Below are 16,495 nucleotides of genomic sequence, written 5' to 3'. Positions count from 1 at the left end.
CACTCAAGGAGGAGTGACCGTGCGACTTTTTGCATTCGCAACCGTCGCAGCGCTGGGCGTCCTTGCCCTGACAGGCTGCACGGCCGGAGACACCGGCGGAGACACAGGCGATGGCTCAGACGCCGCCGCCGTGACCGACGTTCCCATCATTGTTCCCGCCGATCCGGGTGGTGGCTGGGACCAAACGGGACGCGCCATGTCCTCCGTGCTCACGTCTGAGGACATCGTCAATTCAGCACCCGTCACCAACATCGGAGGCGCCGGTGGGGCCAATGGTCTCGCCGCGCTCGCCAACGAGACCAACCCGGACACGCTGATGGTCATGGGGCTCGTGATGGTGGGGGCGGTCGAGACAAACGCCTCAGAAGTACGCCTCGAGGACACGACTCCGATCGCGCGCCTCACTGACGAAGCGCTCGTGATCGTCGTGCCGGCCGCCTCGGAGTACGAGACTCTGCAAGACCTCGTCGACGACATCCTGGAGAACGGCCAGGACGTCACCATCACCGGTGGGTCGGCTGGAGGGGCCGACCACATCCTGGCTGGCCTGCTGCTAGAGGCGGCGGGGCTCAGCAGCGACGAGATCGCGTCGAGCCTTAACTACATCCCCAACTCGGGCGGTGGCGAGGCGGTGTCGCTGATCTTGGGTAACAACGTCTCTGCCGGCATTTCCGGCGTCGGCGAGTTCGTGGAGCACATCGAGTCTGGCGACATGCGCGCGCTCGCGGTGTCGTCGGCCGAGCGGGTCGAGGCCCTGCCCGACACTCCGACCATCGTCGAAGAGGGCTATGACGTGACCCTGACTAACTGGCGCGGTGTGGTTGCGTCGGGCTCGATCGATGACGCCCAACGGAACGCGCTGGAGCTCGTGGTGACCGAGATGCACGACTCAGAGGCGTGGGCTAGCGAACTCGAGACGCGCGGCTGGGCGGACGCATTCCTGGTGGGCGAAGACTTCGACGAATTCCTCACCGACAACATCGCCGAAGTGCAGACGACCCTGAAGAACATCGGGCTAGTGGCCTGACATGACCGCCGATCCGAGCCCCGCACAGCGATCGGCGGGCGCATCGCGCCTGTCACGGCACGTTGGCGAGCTCATCTTCGCGGTGCTCCTGTTCGCGCTGGGGCTGTATGCGCTGATCGGGAGTTTCGCCATCCGCGTGCCAGGTAACGCGCAGGTCGGACCCACGGTGTTCCCGATTTTGGTGTCTGTGATCCTGCTTGGTTCGTCCGCCGTGATCATCGTGGGAACACTGCGCGGTCATTTCGGTCCCGCGGAAGAGGGAGAGGACATCGACCCCAATGCGAAGACCGACTGGCTGACCCTCGCCAAGCTGACGGGTCTGGTGATTGCGCACATCCTGCTCATCCCGCTGATTGGCTGGGCTCTTGCTGCCGCTGTGCTGTTTGGCGGCGCCGCGTGGAGCCTGGGCGCCAAACGCTGGTGGGTGGCACTGCTCGTGGGCCTGGCCGTCGGGCTGATCATTCAGATCGTCTTCGGCGAGTTGCTCGGCCTCTCACTGCCCCTCGGCCCCGTGCTCAGCTGGCTCGGACCCCTCATCTGAACGACGGAACGGACAAGTTCGATGGAGAATTTCGACCTCCTGCTCGAGGGATTTGCGGCCGCGCTGCAACCGCAGTACTTGGTGTTCGCCTTCCTGGGTGTCCTTGTCGGCACCGCAGTCGGGGTGTTGCCCGGCATCGGGCCAGCCATGACGGTTGCGTTGCTGCTGCCGCTCACCTACACGTTGGACCCTACTGCCGCGCTCATCACATTCGCCGGCATCTACTACGGGGGCATGTACGGCGGCTCGACCACCAGCATCCTGCTGAACACACCGGGGGAGTCCGCGTCGATCGTCACCGCGATCGAGGGCAACAAGATGGCGAAGCTCGGCCGCGGTGCCGCGGCGCTCGCGACCGCGGCGCTCGGTTCGTTCGTTGCCGGCACGATCGGCACCGTCGCGCTGACGCTGGTCGCACCCGGGCTTGCTCGGCTCGCAGTGCAGCTGGGTCCGGCCGACTATGTCGCGATTATGGTGATCGCCTTCATCACGGTGGGGGCGTTGTTCGGCAGCTCTCCCTCCCGCGGCCTGGCATCGCTCGGCGTGGGGCTGTTTATCGGCCTCATTGGAACAGAGATCACCTCTGGCCAACAGCGCTACACCCTCGGACTGCTGCCGCTGGCTGACGGCATCGATGTCGTGCTCGTCGCGGTGGGCCTATTCGCGGTCGGCGAGACGTTTTATGTCGCCTCGAGGCTGCGTCACGGCAAGGTGCAGCTCATCCCAGTCACCCGAGGATGGCGCAGCTGGATGTCACGGGATGACTGGAAACGCTCATGGCGACCGTGGCTGCGCGGAACAGCGATCGGATTCCCCGTCGGTGTGGTGCCCGCCGGTGGCGCAGACGTGGCCACCTTCCTCTCTTACGCCACCGAGAAGAAGCTGTCGAGGCACAAGAATCAGTTCGGCCGCGGAGCCATCGAGGGTGTCGCTGGACCGGAGTCGGCCAACAACGCCGCGGCCGCCGGCGTACTCGTCCCGTTGCTGACGCTTGGTCTGCCCACCACAGCCACGGCGGCGATCATCATCACCGCCTTCCAGACCTATGGCATCCAACCGGGACCCCAGCTGTTCACCAACCAGCCGGAGTTGGTCTGGGCGCTCATCGCGAGCCTGTACATCGGCAACGTGATCCTGATCGTGCTCAACCTGCCGCTCGTGGGCATCTGGGTGAAGCTGCTGCAGATCCCGAGGCCGTACCTGTACGCCGGCATCCTGACCTTCGCGGTTTTCGGAGCGTACGCGGTCAACTTCGGTGTGGTGGACATCCTGATCCTGCTGATCATCGGCGTACTCGGCTTCTTCATGCGGCGCTACGGCTATCCGATCGCACCACTCGTGGTGGGCCTGATCCTCGGGCCGATGGCCGAACAGAAACTCCGGCAGGCGCTGCAACTGAGCCAGGGGGATCTGTCAACACTGGTGACACAGCCATTCGCCATCGCCTGTTACGTCGTGCTGATCATCTTTGTCGGCGGCGGCCTCTGGCTGAAACGACGCCAGGCACGATTCGAGAAGACGCTCACCGAAGAGCTCGCGATCGCACCCGCTCCCGACGCAGACAGCGATCTCGCGAAGCGGGATACGCCCTGACTACGTCAGCTGCAGCCGCGGCATCCTCAGCGCGTACAGCGCCGCGATCAGCATAAAAACGGTCGCGGAGGCGAACGCGGCCGGGTAGGAGAACGCGTCGAGCAGGGCGCCGGCGACCAGCGGTCCGGCGATGGCGCCCGCATCCGAGAACGCCGAGTAGATCGCCACCGGGCGGGCGTTGCGCGGCCCGGCCGCATCTCCGACCGAGGCCGCAGTGGCGGGTCCCATGAACGCCGCCGCCGCGCCATACAGAGCAAGCAGCACGATCAATGCCGCGCTCGAGTCGACGAACGGAATCACCAGCAGGATGCCGCCCGCCATCGTGAACGCACCGACCAGCGCAGGTCGACGCCCGACCCGGTCGACGAAGCGGCCCGCCGGCGCAAGCGCGAGCGTCTGCGCCACCGCGGCGACGGCGAAGGCGACGCCGGTGAAAGCCGCCGTCTCGTGCAGCAATTCAACCACCAGCACCGGGATCAGCGCGGTACGAACACCCATGGTGCCCCACCCCTGCGCGAAGTTCGCCAGGCAGGCGGCACGGAACCGCACGTCGCGCAGCACCTCCCGCAACGGGACCGGGGGCGGCGCGGCAGCGCGATCGGTCCGCGGCCGCGCCGGCTGCAACAGGAGCAGCCCGATCAGGCCCGCGATCAGCAGGGTGCCGGCGTAGAAGAAAAACGGGGCGCGTAGCGAGATCGTCGCGAGCAGCCCGCCGACCGCGGGGCCGGCCATGCCGCCGATCAGGAACCCGCCCTGGTAGAAGCTCATGGCGCGGCCCCGCTGCGTCGCCGACGCCGACCCGAGCAGCAGCGTCATCGCCGACACCGTGAACAACGCCGAGCCGATCCCGCCCGCGCCGCGCAGCACGAGCACCTGCGTGTAGTCGGCGGCGAGGCCGACCAACCCGGTGGAGACGGCGACGATGCCGATGCCGGTGGCGAGGATGGTGCGCTCGCCGATGCGGTCGATCAGCCGTCCGCAGAACGGCGTGACCACCAGCCGCATCAGCGCGAACGCCGACACCACCGCGCCGACCTCGAGGTATCCGACCCCAAACTCGCGCACGTAGACGGGCAGCACCGGGATGACCACGCCGAAGCCGACCATTACGAAAAACGCGATCAGTCCCAGCACGTAAACGTCGCGGGGCAGGCGTTCCCGGGGAAGGCGCGCCCGTAAAAACCAGGGCGCGAGCAGGCGGCGCATCACCCGATCAGCGTACGTGCTGCGGCACCCCGCCGGCCCTCGCGGCTCGAACGATGCGCCCGTTTGTGGTCAATGCCGTCGCCATAGCGGCCGCATTGACCACAACCGGGCGCATTGATGCGATGCGGCGACCGCGCCGGCGGCTCGGTCAGTCGGTCGACCGCCCGGGCCAGGTCTTGCCCGCCCACGGATCATAGTCGACCTCGAGCTCCGCCTGCCGCGGCCGCTCATCCTCCGGCACGTGCTGCAGGTTCACCCGAATCCGGTACCAGAGCGAACTCGAGCCGCGCATCCCGTCCACCAGCACATCGGCCGGTTCGAGCAGCGGCACCACCGTCGGATGCTTCGCCTTCCAGCGCTCGAGCCCGTCGAGTGCCTCCGGCTTGGTCTTGGCGCGCGCGATCTCGATCAGCGGCATCGTTGAGGTTCGCCGTCCGGTCCCGTCCGACGACTTGGGCGGCTTCTCGGCAGGGCCGAGTTCCTCGGCGAGGGCGAGGGCGAGGAGGCGGTCGAGGCTGCCGACGGCGTCGTCGATTCCGGATGCCGCGTCCCCGCGTTCCGCGAATCGTTCGAGCACCGTGCGTACGGTGAACTCCTCGGGCCGGCAGTTGGCCAGCTCGTCCCAGCCGAGCGGGGTGGACACCCGCGCATCGGGCAGCGGACGCACCGAATAGGCGGATGCCACGGTGCGGTCCTTGGCGTTCTGGTTGAAGTCCACGAACACGCTCTCGCCGCGTTCCTCTTTCCACCACCTGGCGGTGGCGAGGCCGGGCGCGCGCCGTTCTACCTCGCGGGCGAGCGTTTCGGCGGCGAGCCGCACCTGTCGGAAATCCCAGCGCGGTTCGATCCGGGCATAGATATGGATGCCCCGGGAGCCAGAGGTCTTCGGCCAGCCGACGAGGCCATGGTCGGTGAGCACCTCCCGGGCGATCATGGCGACATCGACGATCTGCCGCCAGTCGACGCCGGGCATCGGGTCGAGGTCGACGCGGAGCTCGTCGGGGTGGTCGAGGTCCTCGGCTCGCACCGGGTGCGGGTTGAGGTCGAGGCAACCGAGGTTCACGACCCACGCCAGCGCGGCGGCATCCCGCACCACGACCTCCTCGGCCGAGTTGCCCGACGCGTAGTGCAGTGTGGCGGTTTCGATCCACTCCGGTCGCTTGTCGGGGGCGCGTTTCTGGAAGAAGGCCTCCTGCTCGATGCCTTTCACGAAGCGCTTCAACACCATGGGCCGGCCAGCGACCCCGCGCAGCGCCCCGTCGGCCACGGCGAGGTAGTACCTGACCAGGTCGAGCTTGGTGAGACCGGGCTCGGGAAAGACAACCTTGCCGGGATTCGAGATCTGCACCTCGCGGCCGTCGATGTGCAACACCTCGGCCGGGCTCGTCGTCGGGCTCACGAGTTCACCATAACCCCGCCCGCTCCTCGGCGGCCGGGCTGTTCGGTTCCGGTACTCCTAATATCGAGGCATGCCCGCAGACCTGATTGCGCACACGCCAGAGCCCCCGTATGTGGCGGTGATCTTCACCTCCACGCGCACACCGGGAGACAACGGATACGCCGCGATGGCCGACGCGATGGATGCGCTCGCGCGACAGCAGCCCGGCTATCTGGGCGTCGAGTCCGCGCGGGAGGATGTCGGCATCACGGTGTCCTATTGGGCCGACCGGGCCAGCGCCACGGCGTGGAAACATGTTGCCGCGCACCTCGTGGCGCAGCGCCGGGGGCGCGACCAGTGGTACTCGGATTACCGAGTGCGGATCGCGACCGTTGACCGTGAGTACAGCTTGGCGTCGTCGCGCGGTGAGGGCCACGGCTGGGTTGGGTGACCGGTCTGGCGGGCCAGCCACACCCGCGGCCGATCTGTGGACCTGCCCTCGCTGCGGCCGCACCTTCGCGAACCGCAACCAGAGCCACACCTGCGCCGCGCTCGGCGACCTGGACTCACACTTCGCCGGGGCCGACCCCGCGGTGCGCGCGACATTCGACCGCATCCTCGCCGAGCTCGGGCCGGTCGATGTGCTGGCCGAGAAGTCGCGTATCGCCCTGCACGTGCGGATGAGTTTCGCGGCGTTCATGCCCAGAAAGCACTGGCTCGACGGCCATCTGGTGCTCGCACGTGAGGCGCGGCATCCGTTGTTCCGTCGTATTCAGACGTTTTCGCAACGCAACGTGCTGCACGAGTTCCGCATCAGCAGCCCCGAGCAGATCGACGACGCGTTCATCGCGCTGCTTCACGAGGCGTACGAGGTGGGGCAACAGCATCATCTGGGGCGAGCGCCTTAGAAGGCCGGCATGACTCTAGCTGCGAGACATCCGTCGCTGCTACATTGTGCGTCATCGTCATGTTGGGGGAAGCGTGAATACTGGGGGAATCCTGCGATCCGCAGGCATCGGACTGGCCATGGTCATCGCTGCGGTGTCGGTCGGCGCTGCGCCGGCGAACGCCGCAACCGAGCACGAGGTGGCCACGTGGATCACCGAAGCCGCGCTGGACAGGCTCGAGGTGACGGTGCAGGATGCCGCGCTCGCCGCGTCCCTCGAAGCCGCCATCGCTGACGCTCTCGCCGCCGGCCTCATTGCGCTGCCCGTGCAAGAGATCGCCGAAGACGCGATCGACGACGCCGAGCTGGTGAGCGAGGACGAGGTCGACGATGCCCTCGACGACGAGCTCGAGGAGCAGGATGCCGCGTGGAGTGATGTGTCCGCCGAGTGGCACGCCGTGTTCAATCTGATCAAGGCGGACTTCGCCGACTGCCGTGAGGCGGCCGAGGGCGGCGCGGATCTGTGCGCGCACCGGTTCCGCTACGACATGCAGGTGAATCACGTCACCGCCTGGCTGGCGAGGCACGAGGCCAAGGTCGAGGACATCTCCGCCCTGACCGCCGAGGAACAGGCCGCTGCGCTCGCCAAGCTCGATCGCAAGAGTCAGCTCGCGGAAGACCGACTCGAGCGTGCCAGGGTTCAGCTGGAGAAGAAGACCGGCGTGCCGGTCGAGACCGAAGCGCCGGCCGACGACGAAGCAGCGGTTGAGCCAGCTCCGCCGGTCGAGGACGGTTCCGTTGCCGACGACGCAGCCCCGGTCACCGGCCAGAGTGACAACGGAAACAAGGGCAAGAAGCCCGCTCACGCCGGCAATGGCAATGGCAAGGACAAGGGCGCAGGCAAGGGAAACAACGGCAACGGAAACGGCAAGTCCGACCGATGATGCGCCCGCGGCATCCGGCTGCATTGCTTGCTGCAGCAGTACTGGCGACGCTCACGCTCACCGGGTGCGCCCAGACCGCAACGACGGAGTCCAACGCCGCCGCGGAAGACACGGCAGCAGTGACCGAGTCGGTAACCGACGCAGTCAGCGACTCAGTGACTGCCGAAGGAGTGCTGCTGGCGGCCGTGCTGCTCTCCACCGCTGACATCGAGGCGGCCGTCGCCGAAGGACTGGTCACACCCGGGGAGGTAGACGAGGCGCAGCGCGCCATCGATGCCGGCACCCTCGACGAGTGGCGTGAGCTCGCCGAGACCGCCGAGCAGGATTAGAACGACCGGACTAGTCAGAGAAGCGGATGCCGGCCAGATAAGTGTTGCGGCGTTCGATCAGCCGGCGCAGGTAGCGGCCGAGCACCACTTTCTCGACAAGTCGGCCGAGTGGGCCGAAGGGTGCGTCGAAGGTGACCAGGTCGACCATCGTTGTGCGCTCGCCGTCGCCGCTCTCGGTAAACCGGTGCTCGTGCCGGAACCGGCGGAACGGCCCGCGCACCTGCTCATCAACGAACGAGTTCGGGGCATCCAGGGACGTGATCATGGTCGTCAACCGGAACGGAATGCCGAAGTGTGCCGCCCGCCAGGTGACCGGCTGCCCGTGCCCGATCAGGCCGCTGGTGACCCCGGCGATCGCCCGTTCCCGGGACCGCGCCATCGACCCGACATGAGCGTCGATGCTGCGGGAAAGGTCGAACGCCTCGTGGCGCGGCAGCGACAGTTCGGTGCGCAACTCGAACTGCACGGTCATGTGTCACAGTCTGGCAGCGCTGCAAGAACCCGATAATCTCTCTCTGTCATGGGAACCTCACCTCTGCCGCTCTCGGCTCGCCAGCAGGTCACCGCGTGACCACCGAAAAGCAGCTTCCCCGCGTCGTGTCCGCGCCGAGAAAGCGCCTCCACCGGGCCTGGCTGGTCGCCGCCGTCACCATGGCCGCGCTCATCGCCGCCGCCGCGTTCCGCTCCACCACCGGCGCCCTGTTCGAGCCGATCGAGCGGGAGTTCGGCTGGACGCGGGCCGAGACATCCGGAGCCGTCACCGCCAACCTGATCATCTACGGGCTGGTCGCCCCGTTCGCCGCCGTACTCATGGAGCGGCTGTCGGTGCGCAGGATGGTCGCCGCCTCACTGGTGCTGGTCGCCGCCGGCAGCGGACTCACCGTGCTGATGACCGAGGCCTGGCAGCTCTGGGTGCTGTGGGGCGGATTCGTCGGCGTCGGCACCGGCGCCATGGCGCTCGTCTTCGGCGCCGCCGTCGCCAACCGCTGGTTCCACAAGCACCGCGGCCTGGTGATGGGGATCTTCTCCGCCGGCAACGCCTGCGGGCAACTGCTGTTCCTGCCGGTGGTCGTGCAGTTGGCGGAGCATCCCGGCTGGCGATTCGCGGCCCTGCTCGTCGCCGGACTCGCGCTCTTGATCGTGCCGTTCCTGTTCTGGCCGTTCGCCGACCGGCCAGAGCAGGTCGGGCTCCGTCCGTATGGAGCTCCTGTCGCGGACGACACTGTTCCGGATGCCGCGGCCTTGCAGGCCGCCCCCACCCGCAACATCTTCGCCACGAGCCTCGGCATCCTGCGCGACGCGTCGAAGACCGGCCCGTTCTGGATCCTGATCTTCACCTTCTGGGTCTGCGGCTGGACCACCAACGGGCTGGTGCAGACCCACTTCATCCCCGCCGCGCACGACCACGGCATGCCGGCGACGACCGCGTCCGGCATGCTCGCCCTCATCGGAATCTTCGACGTGCTCGGCACGATCGCCTCCGGCTGGCTGACCGACAAGGTGCGCCCGGCCATCCTGCTCGGCATCTACTACGCCGGACGTGGCGTATCGCTCATGGCGGTGCACTCACTCCTCGGGCCCACAGTCGAAGGCGGGCTGTGGATCTTCATCGTCTTCTACGGGCTGGACTGGGTGGCGACCGTACCGCCGACCGTCGCCCTGTGTCGCGAGTTCTTCGGCGTGGAGCGCTCCACCGTGGTGTTCGGCTGGGTGTTCGCCTCGCATATGGTCGGTGCCGGCATCGGCGCGTTTGTCGCCGGGCTCGGCCGCGACACGACGGGCAGCTACCTGATCGCCTGGATCGTCGCCGGGGCGCTGTGTTTCCTCGCGGCTGCGGCGAGTTTCGCCCTGTTGCGGATGCGCCCCCGGGTGCCCGCGCCGACGCAGTAATGCCGCCCGGTAGCGTGTCGGTCGGCCGTGCTAGCTTTCGCCCATGTCTCGCACCCGTCGCCCCCTGCTCGATGCCCTCACGCTGCCCGCCCCTAAGACCTCGGTGCCGCGTCTGATCGGACGCATCGCGCTGGGTGCCGCGCTGGTGTTCGCCGGCACCACGCACCTGACGGTCGCCCGCCGCGAGTTCAGGGCGCAGGTTCCCGACTGGGTGCCGCTCGATGACGACCTGGTGGTGCTCGGATCCGGAGTGGCCGAGATCGCGCTCGGCGGCGCGCTGGTCGCACTGCCGAAGCGCCGCGTGCCCGCCGGGCTGGCCACCGCTGCGTTCTTTGTCGCGATCTTCCCCGGGAACATCTCGCAATACCTGACACACACCGACGCGTTCCGACTGAATTCCGACCGCGCCCGGTTCATCCGGCTGTTCTTCCAGCCGGTTCTCGTGCTCTGGGCGCTGTGGTCGACCGGTGCCTGGGCCGCGCTCCGCCACTCCACCCGACGCTAGGCGAAGCCCTCGAGCGAGGCATATTCTGAGCGCCAGGAGGCGTCCTCATGACGGAACCGCTCACCGACCCGCAGGCCGCGACACCGACCGAGCCGGATCTCATCCTCGACCTCGACCAGATCGACGCCGACCTGCTGCCCCTCGTCGGCGGCAAGGCGGCCAACCTCGGGGTGCTCACCCGCGCCGGCTTCCCGGTGCCCGGCGGCTTCTGCCTGACCACCTCGGCATACCGTCGGGCGGTGGCCGAGCTCGGCCTCGATGAGATCGTCACCGCGCTCACGACGGCAACGCCCGCCGACCTGCCCGACCTCGCCGCCCGGGCACGGCAGCTGGTCGCCGCAGCCCCGGTGCCGCCCGAGGTCACGGCGGGCATCCGCGCCGCATACACCCGGCTCGGATCCGACATCCCCGTCGCCGTGCGCTCGTCCGCCACCGCAGAAGACCTGCCGTTTGCCAGCTTCGCCGGCCAGCAGGACACCTTCCTCAACGTGGTCGGCCCGGGCGAGGTCGAGCAGGCGATCCGGCGCTGCTGGGCGTCGCTGTGGACCGACCGGGCGGTCTCATACCGGCAGGCCAACGGCATCGACCATGCTGCTGTCGCGATCGCCGTTGTGGTGCAGCGGATGGTGGAGCCGGATGTCGCGGGCGTGATGTTCACCGCGAATCCGCTCACCGGCACCCGCGACGAGGCGATGATCGATGCCAGCCCGGGCCTCGGCGAGGCGGTGGTATCCGGAGCCGCCAACCCCGATCACTTCGTGGTGGCGGGCACCGGCCGAATCAGGGAACGCCGGATCGGCGACAAGCGGGTCAGCATCCGCTCCACTCCGGGCGGCGGCACGCAGCGCGTGGATGAGCAACAGGCGACCGAGGCGAGCCTCGATGACGACCAGGTGCGCGCCCTGGCCGCCCTCGGCCGGCGGGTGGAGCGCCACTACGGCGCTCCGCAAGACACCGAGTGGGCGATCGACGCCGACGGCACGCTCTGGCTCACCCAGGCCCGGCCGATCACCACCCTCTACCCGGTGCCGCGACGCAGTGAGCCGGCGCCCGGCGCCCGCATCTTCCTCTGCTTCACTCTCGCGCAGGGCCTCACCCGGCCGATCACCCCGATGGGGTTGGCGGCGTTCCGGCTGATCGGCGCATCCGTGGCGGCGGCTGCTGGATTCCCGGTCGCCAACCCGCTGAACGGCCCGCCGCCCTATGCCGAGGCGGGCCAGCGGTTCTTCGTCGATGTCACCCCTGCCGTGCGCAGTGCGGTGGGCCGCGGCATCCTGCCTCGTGTGTTCGACGTGATGGAGGCGCGGTCGGCGACCGTGCTGCGCGGACTGTTCGACGACCCCCGGTTCTCCGTCGTCGAGCGGCGCAAGCGCAAGCTGATCGAGCACGTCGCCCGGGTGGCGATCCCCGTCGGCGCGCCGCTCGTGGCGCTGCGGGCGCTGATCGCCCCGGCCGCCGCGTTGCGCGGGGCGGGACGCGCGACCGCGAGCGTGCGCCGCATTGTCGCGATACCGGATGACGCCACCGCGCTGCAGCGGCTCGAGGAGGTCAAGCGCATCCTCGGCCGGGAGCTGTTCCCGATTGTGCCGAGCATCATTCCGCTGCCGCTCATCGGCTTCGCGCTGCTCGCGCTGGCCCACAAGCTGGCAGCCGTCGATGAGGCGCCGGGCCAGCAAGCGTCGCCCCAGCAGGCGGCCTGGCAGTCGGTGCTGCGCGGGCTGCCGAACAACGTGACCACCGAGATGGACCTCGACCTGTGGGCGCTCGCCACCCGGATCAGGGCGGATGCCGCATCCGTCGCCGCGTTCACGGGAGCCAGCGCCGCCGGCCTGGTCGAGCGGTACCGGGCCGGATCGCTGCCCGCGGCGCTGCAAACCGGGCTCGCCGGGTTCTTGGCGCGGCACGGCATCCGCACGGTGGCGGAGATCGACGTGGGCATCCCGCGCTGGTCGGAAGACCCGACGCACATCGTCGGCGTGCTCGCCAATTACCTGCGCCTGACCGAGTCCGACGCGGCACCCGACCGGCAGTTCGCCGCTGCGCAGCGTGAGGCGCGGCGGGCCACCGCGACCCTCGTGCGCGCGGCGCGACGGCGCAGTCGGCTGCGTGGCGTGGTGGTGAGCGCCGCCCTGCGCCGCACCCGGGCGTTCGCCGGGCTACGGGAGCTGCCAAAACACTTGCTGGTGACCGCGCTCAGCACGGTGCGGAGTGAGTTGCTGACCGTGGGCACCGAACTCGCCGCCGCCGGCCGCATCGACCAGCCCGACGACGTGTTCTTCCTCGACCTCACCGAGGCAGAACAAGGGCTGCACGGTTCCGATGTGCACGGTGCGGCCCTGCGCGACCGGGTCGCCGAGCGGCGGCTGGCCTACGAGCAGGAGCTGCGCCGACGGCACATTCCGCGCGTGCTGCTCTCGGACGGCACGGAACCAGAGGCCGCGACATCCGCCCCCGCCGCCGAAGGCGCGCTGACCGGAAGTCCGGCCTCGGCGGGATCGGTCACCGGACCGGCCCGCGTCATCCTCGACCCGGTCGGCGCACACCTGGAGCCGGGTGACATCCTCGTGGCCCCGTCCACCGACCCGGGCTGGACCCCGCTGTTCCTCACCGCCGGGGGACTGGTGATGGAGATGGGCGGCGCCAACTCCCACGGCGCGGTGGTGGCGCGCGAGTACGGCATTCCTGCGGTCGTCGGGGTTCCGGATGCCACGACCCGACTGTCCACTGGGCAGAGCATCACGGTGGACGGGTCCGCCGGCACGGTCACCCCCGCCTGACCACCGGTGGCCGGCGCGGGTCACCCCGGCCTGACCACCCGCCGCCAGCACGGTCACCCTGACCCTGGCCGAGCGCCGCAGTTTCGTGCGAACGCCGCCGCCGAAACCGCGGCGTTCGTGCGTTTGCACGGCGCTCGCCGCAGCATCGCGCTGCATCAGCCGCCCAGGCCCACGAAGCTGCGACGACACTGAGTGCGGGCACAGGCCGGCCCGACTACTCTCGTTCATCAAATGAGACTTATTGCGCGCCGAACACTGACCGCAGTCCTCGCCCTGGCCGTCGTCGCCGGGGCATTCTTCGTCGCCCCGCGCCCGGCGCACGCGGCGGAGGACGGCACCGTCCACAGCCTGGTCAACCAGGCCAGAGCCTCGGCGGGTCTCGGAGCGGTGAACCGCAACTCGGCGATGGACCAGGTGGCACTGTCCTGGGCGAACCAGATGGCCGCGTCGGGGTCGATGAGCCACAACCCGAACTATTCCGGGCAGATCCCCGGCGGCTGGACCAGGGCCGCCGAGAACGTGGCCCAGGGACAGCCCAGTGGTGCGGCCATGCACGACGCGTGGATGAACTCGTCTGGGCACCGGGCTAACATCCTCGGGGACTTCACCGACATCGGTGTGGCCTTCGTCTCGGCCGGCGGCACCACCTGGGGCGTTCAGGTGTTCGGCAAGTACGGGTCGTCGCCCGCCCCGGCCCCCGCGCCAGCGCCCAAGGCGCCGGCTCCCGCGCCCGCCCCTGCTCCGGTGCCCGAGGCCCCGGCAGCCGAAGCTCCGGCTCCGGCGCCGGTCCCGGTGCCGGTCGCGGATCGGGCCCCGGCGCCTGCTCCCACCGAGATGCCAGTGGACGAAGCCCCGGTCATCGAGCAGCCCAAGGACCCGGCGGCCACCGCCGCGCCGACGCTCGGAACGGATGCCCCACGGCTCGACTCGAAGCGCGTGGCCTCCGTCACCGAGGCGGATGCCGCGTCCGCGACATCCGCCACACCGGTGATTGCCTCAGCGGCCGGCGTTCTGCTGCTCGCCGCCGCAGCAGCCTTCACCATCTGGCGCCGCCGTAAGCCGTTGACCGACTAGGTCGCGTCAGTTCCACCCGGATCGCCGAACGCGCGAGCCCGGACGCGTGACGCAGCCGCCCGGCCCCTGCAGGATGGGTGCATGGACCCCGTCGACGCGCTCAACGAGATCGCCTTCTGGCTGGAACGCGAACTCGCGCCCACCTTCAAAGTGCAGGCCTTCCGCAAGGCCGCCGACGCGATCGGCTCGCTCGACGCGGACGACCTCGCCGCGCGGGCCCGCGACGGCCGGCTGAAGCGGATGAAGGGGATCGGCGCGCGCACCTTCGAGGTGATCAGCCAGGCCGTCGACGGTCAGGTGCCCGACTACCTCGAGAACCTGCGCGAACGCGGCGCCGCGCCACTGGCCGCGGGCGGGGCCGAGCTGCGGGCGGCCCTCCGCGGCGACCTGCACAGCCACAGCGAGTGGTCAGACGGCGGCTCACCCATCCCGCTGATGGTCGCCGCCGCGCGCAACCTCGGGCGCGAGTACCTCGCCCTCACCGACCACTCGCCGAACCTCACCATCGCCAACGGGCTCAGCGTCGAGCGGCTCACCGAGCAACTCGAGGTCGTCGCCGAGATCAACGCCCAGCACGACGACTTCACCCTGTTGCGAGGCATCGAGGTCGACATCCTTGAGACCGGCGAGCTCGACCAGACGCCCGAGATGCTCGGCCGCCTCGACATCGTGGTGGCCAGCGTGCACTCGAAGCTGCGGTCCGACCGCGCCACCATGACCGAGCGGATGCTGCGGGGCATCCGTAATCCGCACACCACCGTGCTCGGCCACTGCACCGGGCGGCTGGTCACCGGGTCACGCGGCACCCGCCCGCCCTCGGAGTTCGACTCGGCGGCGGTGTTCGCCGCCTGCGCCGAGCACCAGGTCGCGGTCGAGATCAACTCCCGGCCGGAGCGGCAGGATCCGCCAGACGAACTGATCCGGGAAGCGCTCGACGCCGGCTGCCTGTTCAGCATCGACACCGACGCGCACGCGCCGGGCCAACTCGACTTCCTCGCCTACGGCGCCGAGCGCGCCGCCCGCAACCAGGTTCCACCCGAGCGCATCATCACCACCTGGCCGCTGGAACGGCTGCTCGAATGGTCGCGCTCCGGCCGCTGACCACTGCTGGCTATCCTCAAACGATGAACACCAGTGCTCCGGATGTCGCGGTCCTGCGCTCGCGGCCGCGTACGCTGCTCGCCGGGGTGCTCGTGACCGCGGCCGGGTTGCTCGTGCACTTCACCCTGGCCGGGGCCGCCGCGGACTTCACCGCCGACGCGCTCTACGCCGTGCTGGCCTATCTCGTGGTCGCGCTGCTGGCCCCGCGGATGCCGCCGGCCGCCCTGGCCGGCATCGCATACGGACTGTGTGCGCTGATCGAGCTGGGCCAGCTGACCGGGCTGCCCGCCGCGCTGGCCGTGCTGTTCCCTCCGGCCCGGCTGCTACTCGGAACCACGTTCGCGCCGCTGGACCTGTTGGCGTATGCCGTGGGCGTCGCCGGGGCGCTGCTTGCCGAGCGGCTGCTGGCGCGCCGGGCCGACCGCGAGGCGGTCACCCACCAGAGCTAACCACCGGCCTGCGCGGCGCTGTGGCCCACCCCGCGCGTGAGGTCTGGCATTCGGTTCTTCCCGACTCGAATGAGCCACCAATTGCCAGACCTCACGAAAAGGTAGTTGCCGAGCGGACACGCCCTTCCGCGTGAGGTCTGGCATTCGGTTCTTCCCGATTCGAATGAGCCACCAATTGCCAGACCTCACGAGAAGGCAGCTGCGGCCGCGACGGCCCGACACGCGCCCGCCCTAGACTTCCGGATGTGGCTGACGTACCTGACGACCGGATCGTCCGCGACATCCGTGCCCTGATCGCCGGCGCCGTCGACCGGCTCGCCGCGGCCAACGCGCACGACGAGGCGCTCGCCGAGTTTGTGCCGCCGAAGCGGGTGTTGCTGTTCACCAAAGACGCCGTCATGAAGCCGCTCGGACGGGTCTGGCGGCTCGGCGTGTTCCTGCTCGGCCACGACGGAACGCTCTACCGGGTCGGCTCGACCACTCGCGCGGTTGCGCCGGGGCATCCCGGGTACCAGTCCGTGTCGGCCGAGAACCGGCGCAGCTACCGCGCCGCCGCGTACAAGGGCAAATTCGCTCGCGGCGAGACGGTGAACTTCGATGCGGAACCCATCGAGCTGGATGCCGCGATCCTGCGCGCCTCGGACGGCCCGCTGTTCCTCCGCGGAGACACGCCGGTGGTGCGCTGGAACCCCACCACCGCCGACGCGGCGGTGCCCCTCGCCGGCTACCTCGACGAGCGGATCGAGCTGCTGCTGAACCCGCCGGCGGGCACCTGACCCCACGCGAACTGCCTAA

17 protein-coding genes are annotated in these 16,495 nt (G+C 69.3%); 14 read left to right on the top strand and 3 right to left on the bottom strand.

Going from position 1 to position 16,495, the window contains the following annotated elements; translation table 11 throughout:
- Nucleotides 1-19 precede the first annotated feature (19 nt).
- From HCT51_RS11645 to HCT51_RS11635, 3 genes are read left to right on the top strand one after another with little or no spacing between them, the layout of a single operon-like run.
- Nucleotides 20-1,027: a Bug family tripartite tricarboxylate transporter substrate binding protein gene (locus HCT51_RS11645; protein WP_166874354.1), complete on the top strand. Its 1,008-nt coding sequence runs from the start codon at nt 20-22 to the stop codon at nt 1,025-1,027.
- Between the two features lies 1 nt (nt 1,028).
- A complete protein-coding gene (locus HCT51_RS11640; RefSeq protein ID WP_166874351.1) occupies nt 1,029-1,568 on the top strand; it encodes a tripartite tricarboxylate transporter TctB family protein in 540 nt (179 codons plus the stop codon).
- A 21-nt stretch (nt 1,569-1,589) separates the two neighbouring features.
- The gene (locus HCT51_RS11635) at nt 1,590-3,161 is read left to right on the top strand and encodes a tripartite tricarboxylate transporter permease (protein ID WP_166874348.1); all 1,572 of its coding nucleotides are present in this window, start codon (nt 1,590-1,592) and stop codon (nt 3,159-3,161) included.
- Here HCT51_RS11635 and HCT51_RS11630 read toward each other — a convergent pair whose 3' ends face one another.
- Together HCT51_RS11630 and ligD are read right to left on the bottom strand one after the other, a co-directional pair.
- The gene (locus tag HCT51_RS11630; protein ID WP_166874660.1) at nt 3,162-4,367 is read right to left on the bottom strand and encodes an MFS transporter; all 1,206 of its coding nucleotides are present in this window, start codon (nt 4,365-4,367) and stop codon (nt 3,162-3,164) included. It lies immediately after the preceding gene.
- A 148-nt stretch (nt 4,368-4,515) separates the two neighbouring features.
- Nucleotides 4,516-5,766, bottom strand: a complete 1,251-nt coding sequence (gene ligD / locus HCT51_RS11625) for a non-homologous end-joining DNA ligase (RefSeq protein ID WP_166874345.1) — start codon at nt 5,764-5,766, stop codon at nt 4,516-4,518.
- 70 nt (nt 5,767-5,836) lie between these two features.
- Between ligD and HCT51_RS11620 the strand changes: the two genes are divergently transcribed.
- From HCT51_RS11620 to HCT51_RS11605, 4 genes are all read left to right on the top strand, one after another.
- On the top strand, nt 5,837-6,196 hold the full coding sequence (locus HCT51_RS11620; protein ID WP_166874342.1) for an antibiotic biosynthesis monooxygenase family protein: 360 nt from the start codon (nt 5,837-5,839) through the stop codon (nt 6,194-6,196).
- A complete protein-coding gene (locus tag HCT51_RS11615; protein WP_191413579.1) occupies nt 6,171-6,653 on the top strand; it encodes a DUF5655 domain-containing protein in 483 nt (160 codons plus the stop codon). The genes HCT51_RS11620 and HCT51_RS11615 overlap by 26 nt, the downstream gene beginning before the upstream one ends.
- A gap of 73 nt (nt 6,654-6,726) precedes the next feature.
- Nucleotides 6,727-7,575 carry a hypothetical protein gene (locus HCT51_RS11610; RefSeq protein ID WP_166874336.1) on the top strand — a complete coding sequence of 283 codons (849 nt, stop codon included), beginning with the start codon at nt 6,727-6,729 and terminating at the stop codon, nt 7,573-7,575.
- Nucleotides 7,572-7,904: a hypothetical protein gene (locus HCT51_RS11605; RefSeq protein ID WP_166874332.1), complete on the top strand. Its 333-nt coding sequence runs from the start codon at nt 7,572-7,574 to the stop codon at nt 7,902-7,904. The genes HCT51_RS11610 and HCT51_RS11605 overlap by 4 nt, the downstream gene beginning before the upstream one ends.
- A 10-nt stretch (nt 7,905-7,914) precedes the next feature.
- Here HCT51_RS11605 and HCT51_RS11600 read toward each other — a convergent pair whose 3' ends face one another.
- Entirely contained in the window at nt 7,915-8,376 is a 462-nt protein-coding gene (locus HCT51_RS11600) for an SRPBCC family protein (RefSeq protein WP_166874329.1), read from the bottom strand.
- Between the two features lie 95 nt (nt 8,377-8,471).
- Here HCT51_RS11600 and HCT51_RS11595 point away from each other — a divergent pair, with 95 nt between their 5' ends.
- The 7 genes from HCT51_RS11595 to HCT51_RS11565 all read left to right on the top strand — a co-directional run bounded on the left by HCT51_RS11595 (nt 8,472) and on the right by HCT51_RS11565 (nt 16,476).
- Nucleotides 8,472-9,794 (top strand): MFS transporter, encoded by a 1,323-nt coding sequence (locus tag HCT51_RS11595; protein ID WP_224760465.1) that lies wholly within the window; start codon nt 8,472-8,474, stop codon nt 9,792-9,794.
- Between the two features lie 43 nt (nt 9,795-9,837).
- Nucleotides 9,838-10,299: a DoxX family protein gene (locus tag HCT51_RS11590; protein ID WP_166874326.1), complete on the top strand. Its 462-nt coding sequence runs from the start codon at nt 9,838-9,840 to the stop codon at nt 10,297-10,299.
- A 47-nt stretch (nt 10,300-10,346) separates the two neighbouring features.
- Nucleotides 10,347-13,076 carry a PEP/pyruvate-binding domain-containing protein gene (locus HCT51_RS11585; protein ID WP_166874323.1) on the top strand — a complete coding sequence of 910 codons (2,730 nt, stop codon included), beginning with the start codon at nt 10,347-10,349 and terminating at the stop codon, nt 13,074-13,076.
- 231 nt (nt 13,077-13,307) lie between these two features.
- A complete protein-coding gene (locus HCT51_RS11580) occupies nt 13,308-14,150 on the top strand; it encodes a CAP domain-containing protein (RefSeq protein ID WP_166874319.1) in 843 nt (280 codons plus the stop codon).
- Nucleotides 14,151-14,231: 81 nt separating this feature from the next.
- Nucleotides 14,232-15,251: a PHP domain-containing protein gene (locus HCT51_RS11575; RefSeq protein ID WP_166874315.1), complete on the top strand. Its 1,020-nt coding sequence runs from the start codon at nt 14,232-14,234 to the stop codon at nt 15,249-15,251.
- 23 nt (nt 15,252-15,274) lie between these two features.
- A complete protein-coding gene (locus tag HCT51_RS11570; protein ID WP_166874312.1) occupies nt 15,275-15,700 on the top strand; it encodes a ribosomal maturation YjgA family protein in 426 nt (141 codons plus the stop codon).
- A gap of 245 nt (nt 15,701-15,945) precedes the next feature.
- Nucleotides 15,946-16,476: a hypothetical protein gene (locus HCT51_RS11565; protein ID WP_166874310.1), complete on the top strand. Its 531-nt coding sequence runs from the start codon at nt 15,946-15,948 to the stop codon at nt 16,474-16,476.
- Nucleotides 16,477-16,495 lie beyond the last annotated feature (19 nt).

Source organism: Salinibacterium sp. ZJ450 (assembly GCF_011751885.2).
Taxonomy (GTDB): domain Bacteria; phylum Actinomycetota; class Actinomycetes; order Actinomycetales; family Microbacteriaceae; genus Ruicaihuangia.
This window is presented reverse-complemented; position numbering and strand designations above follow the sequence as displayed.

Bases quoted from the DNA above. Each gene is read 5' to 3' on its own strand.
- HCT51_RS11640 (WP_166874351.1), top strand. From the start codon at position 1,029: ATGACCGCCGATCCGAGCCCCGCACAGCGATCGGCGGGCGCATCGCGC.
- HCT51_RS11635 (WP_166874348.1), top strand. From the start codon at position 1,590: ATGGAGAATTTCGACCTCCTGCTCGAGGGATTTGCGGCCGCGCTGCAA.
- HCT51_RS11630 (WP_166874660.1), bottom strand. From the start codon at position 4,367: ATGCGCCGCCTGCTCGCGCCCTGGTTTTTACGGGCGCGCCTTCCCCGG.
- HCT51_RS11620 (WP_166874342.1), top strand. From the start codon at position 5,837: ATGCCCGCAGACCTGATTGCGCACACGCCAGAGCCCCCGTATGTGGCG.
- HCT51_RS11605 (WP_166874332.1), top strand. From the start codon at position 7,572: ATGATGCGCCCGCGGCATCCGGCTGCATTGCTTGCTGCAGCAGTACTG.
- HCT51_RS11600 (WP_166874329.1), bottom strand. From the start codon at position 8,376: ATGACCGTGCAGTTCGAGTTGCGCACCGAACTGTCGCTGCCGCGCCAC.
- HCT51_RS11590 (WP_166874326.1), top strand. From the start codon at position 9,838: ATGTCTCGCACCCGTCGCCCCCTGCTCGATGCCCTCACGCTGCCCGCC.
- HCT51_RS11585 (WP_166874323.1), top strand. From the start codon at position 10,347: ATGACGGAACCGCTCACCGACCCGCAGGCCGCGACACCGACCGAGCCG.
- HCT51_RS11580 (WP_166874319.1), top strand. From the start codon at position 13,308: ATGAGACTTATTGCGCGCCGAACACTGACCGCAGTCCTCGCCCTGGCC.
- HCT51_RS11575 (WP_166874315.1), top strand. From the start codon at position 14,232: ATGGACCCCGTCGACGCGCTCAACGAGATCGCCTTCTGGCTGGAACGC.
- HCT51_RS11570 (WP_166874312.1), top strand. From the start codon at position 15,275: ATGAACACCAGTGCTCCGGATGTCGCGGTCCTGCGCTCGCGGCCGCGT.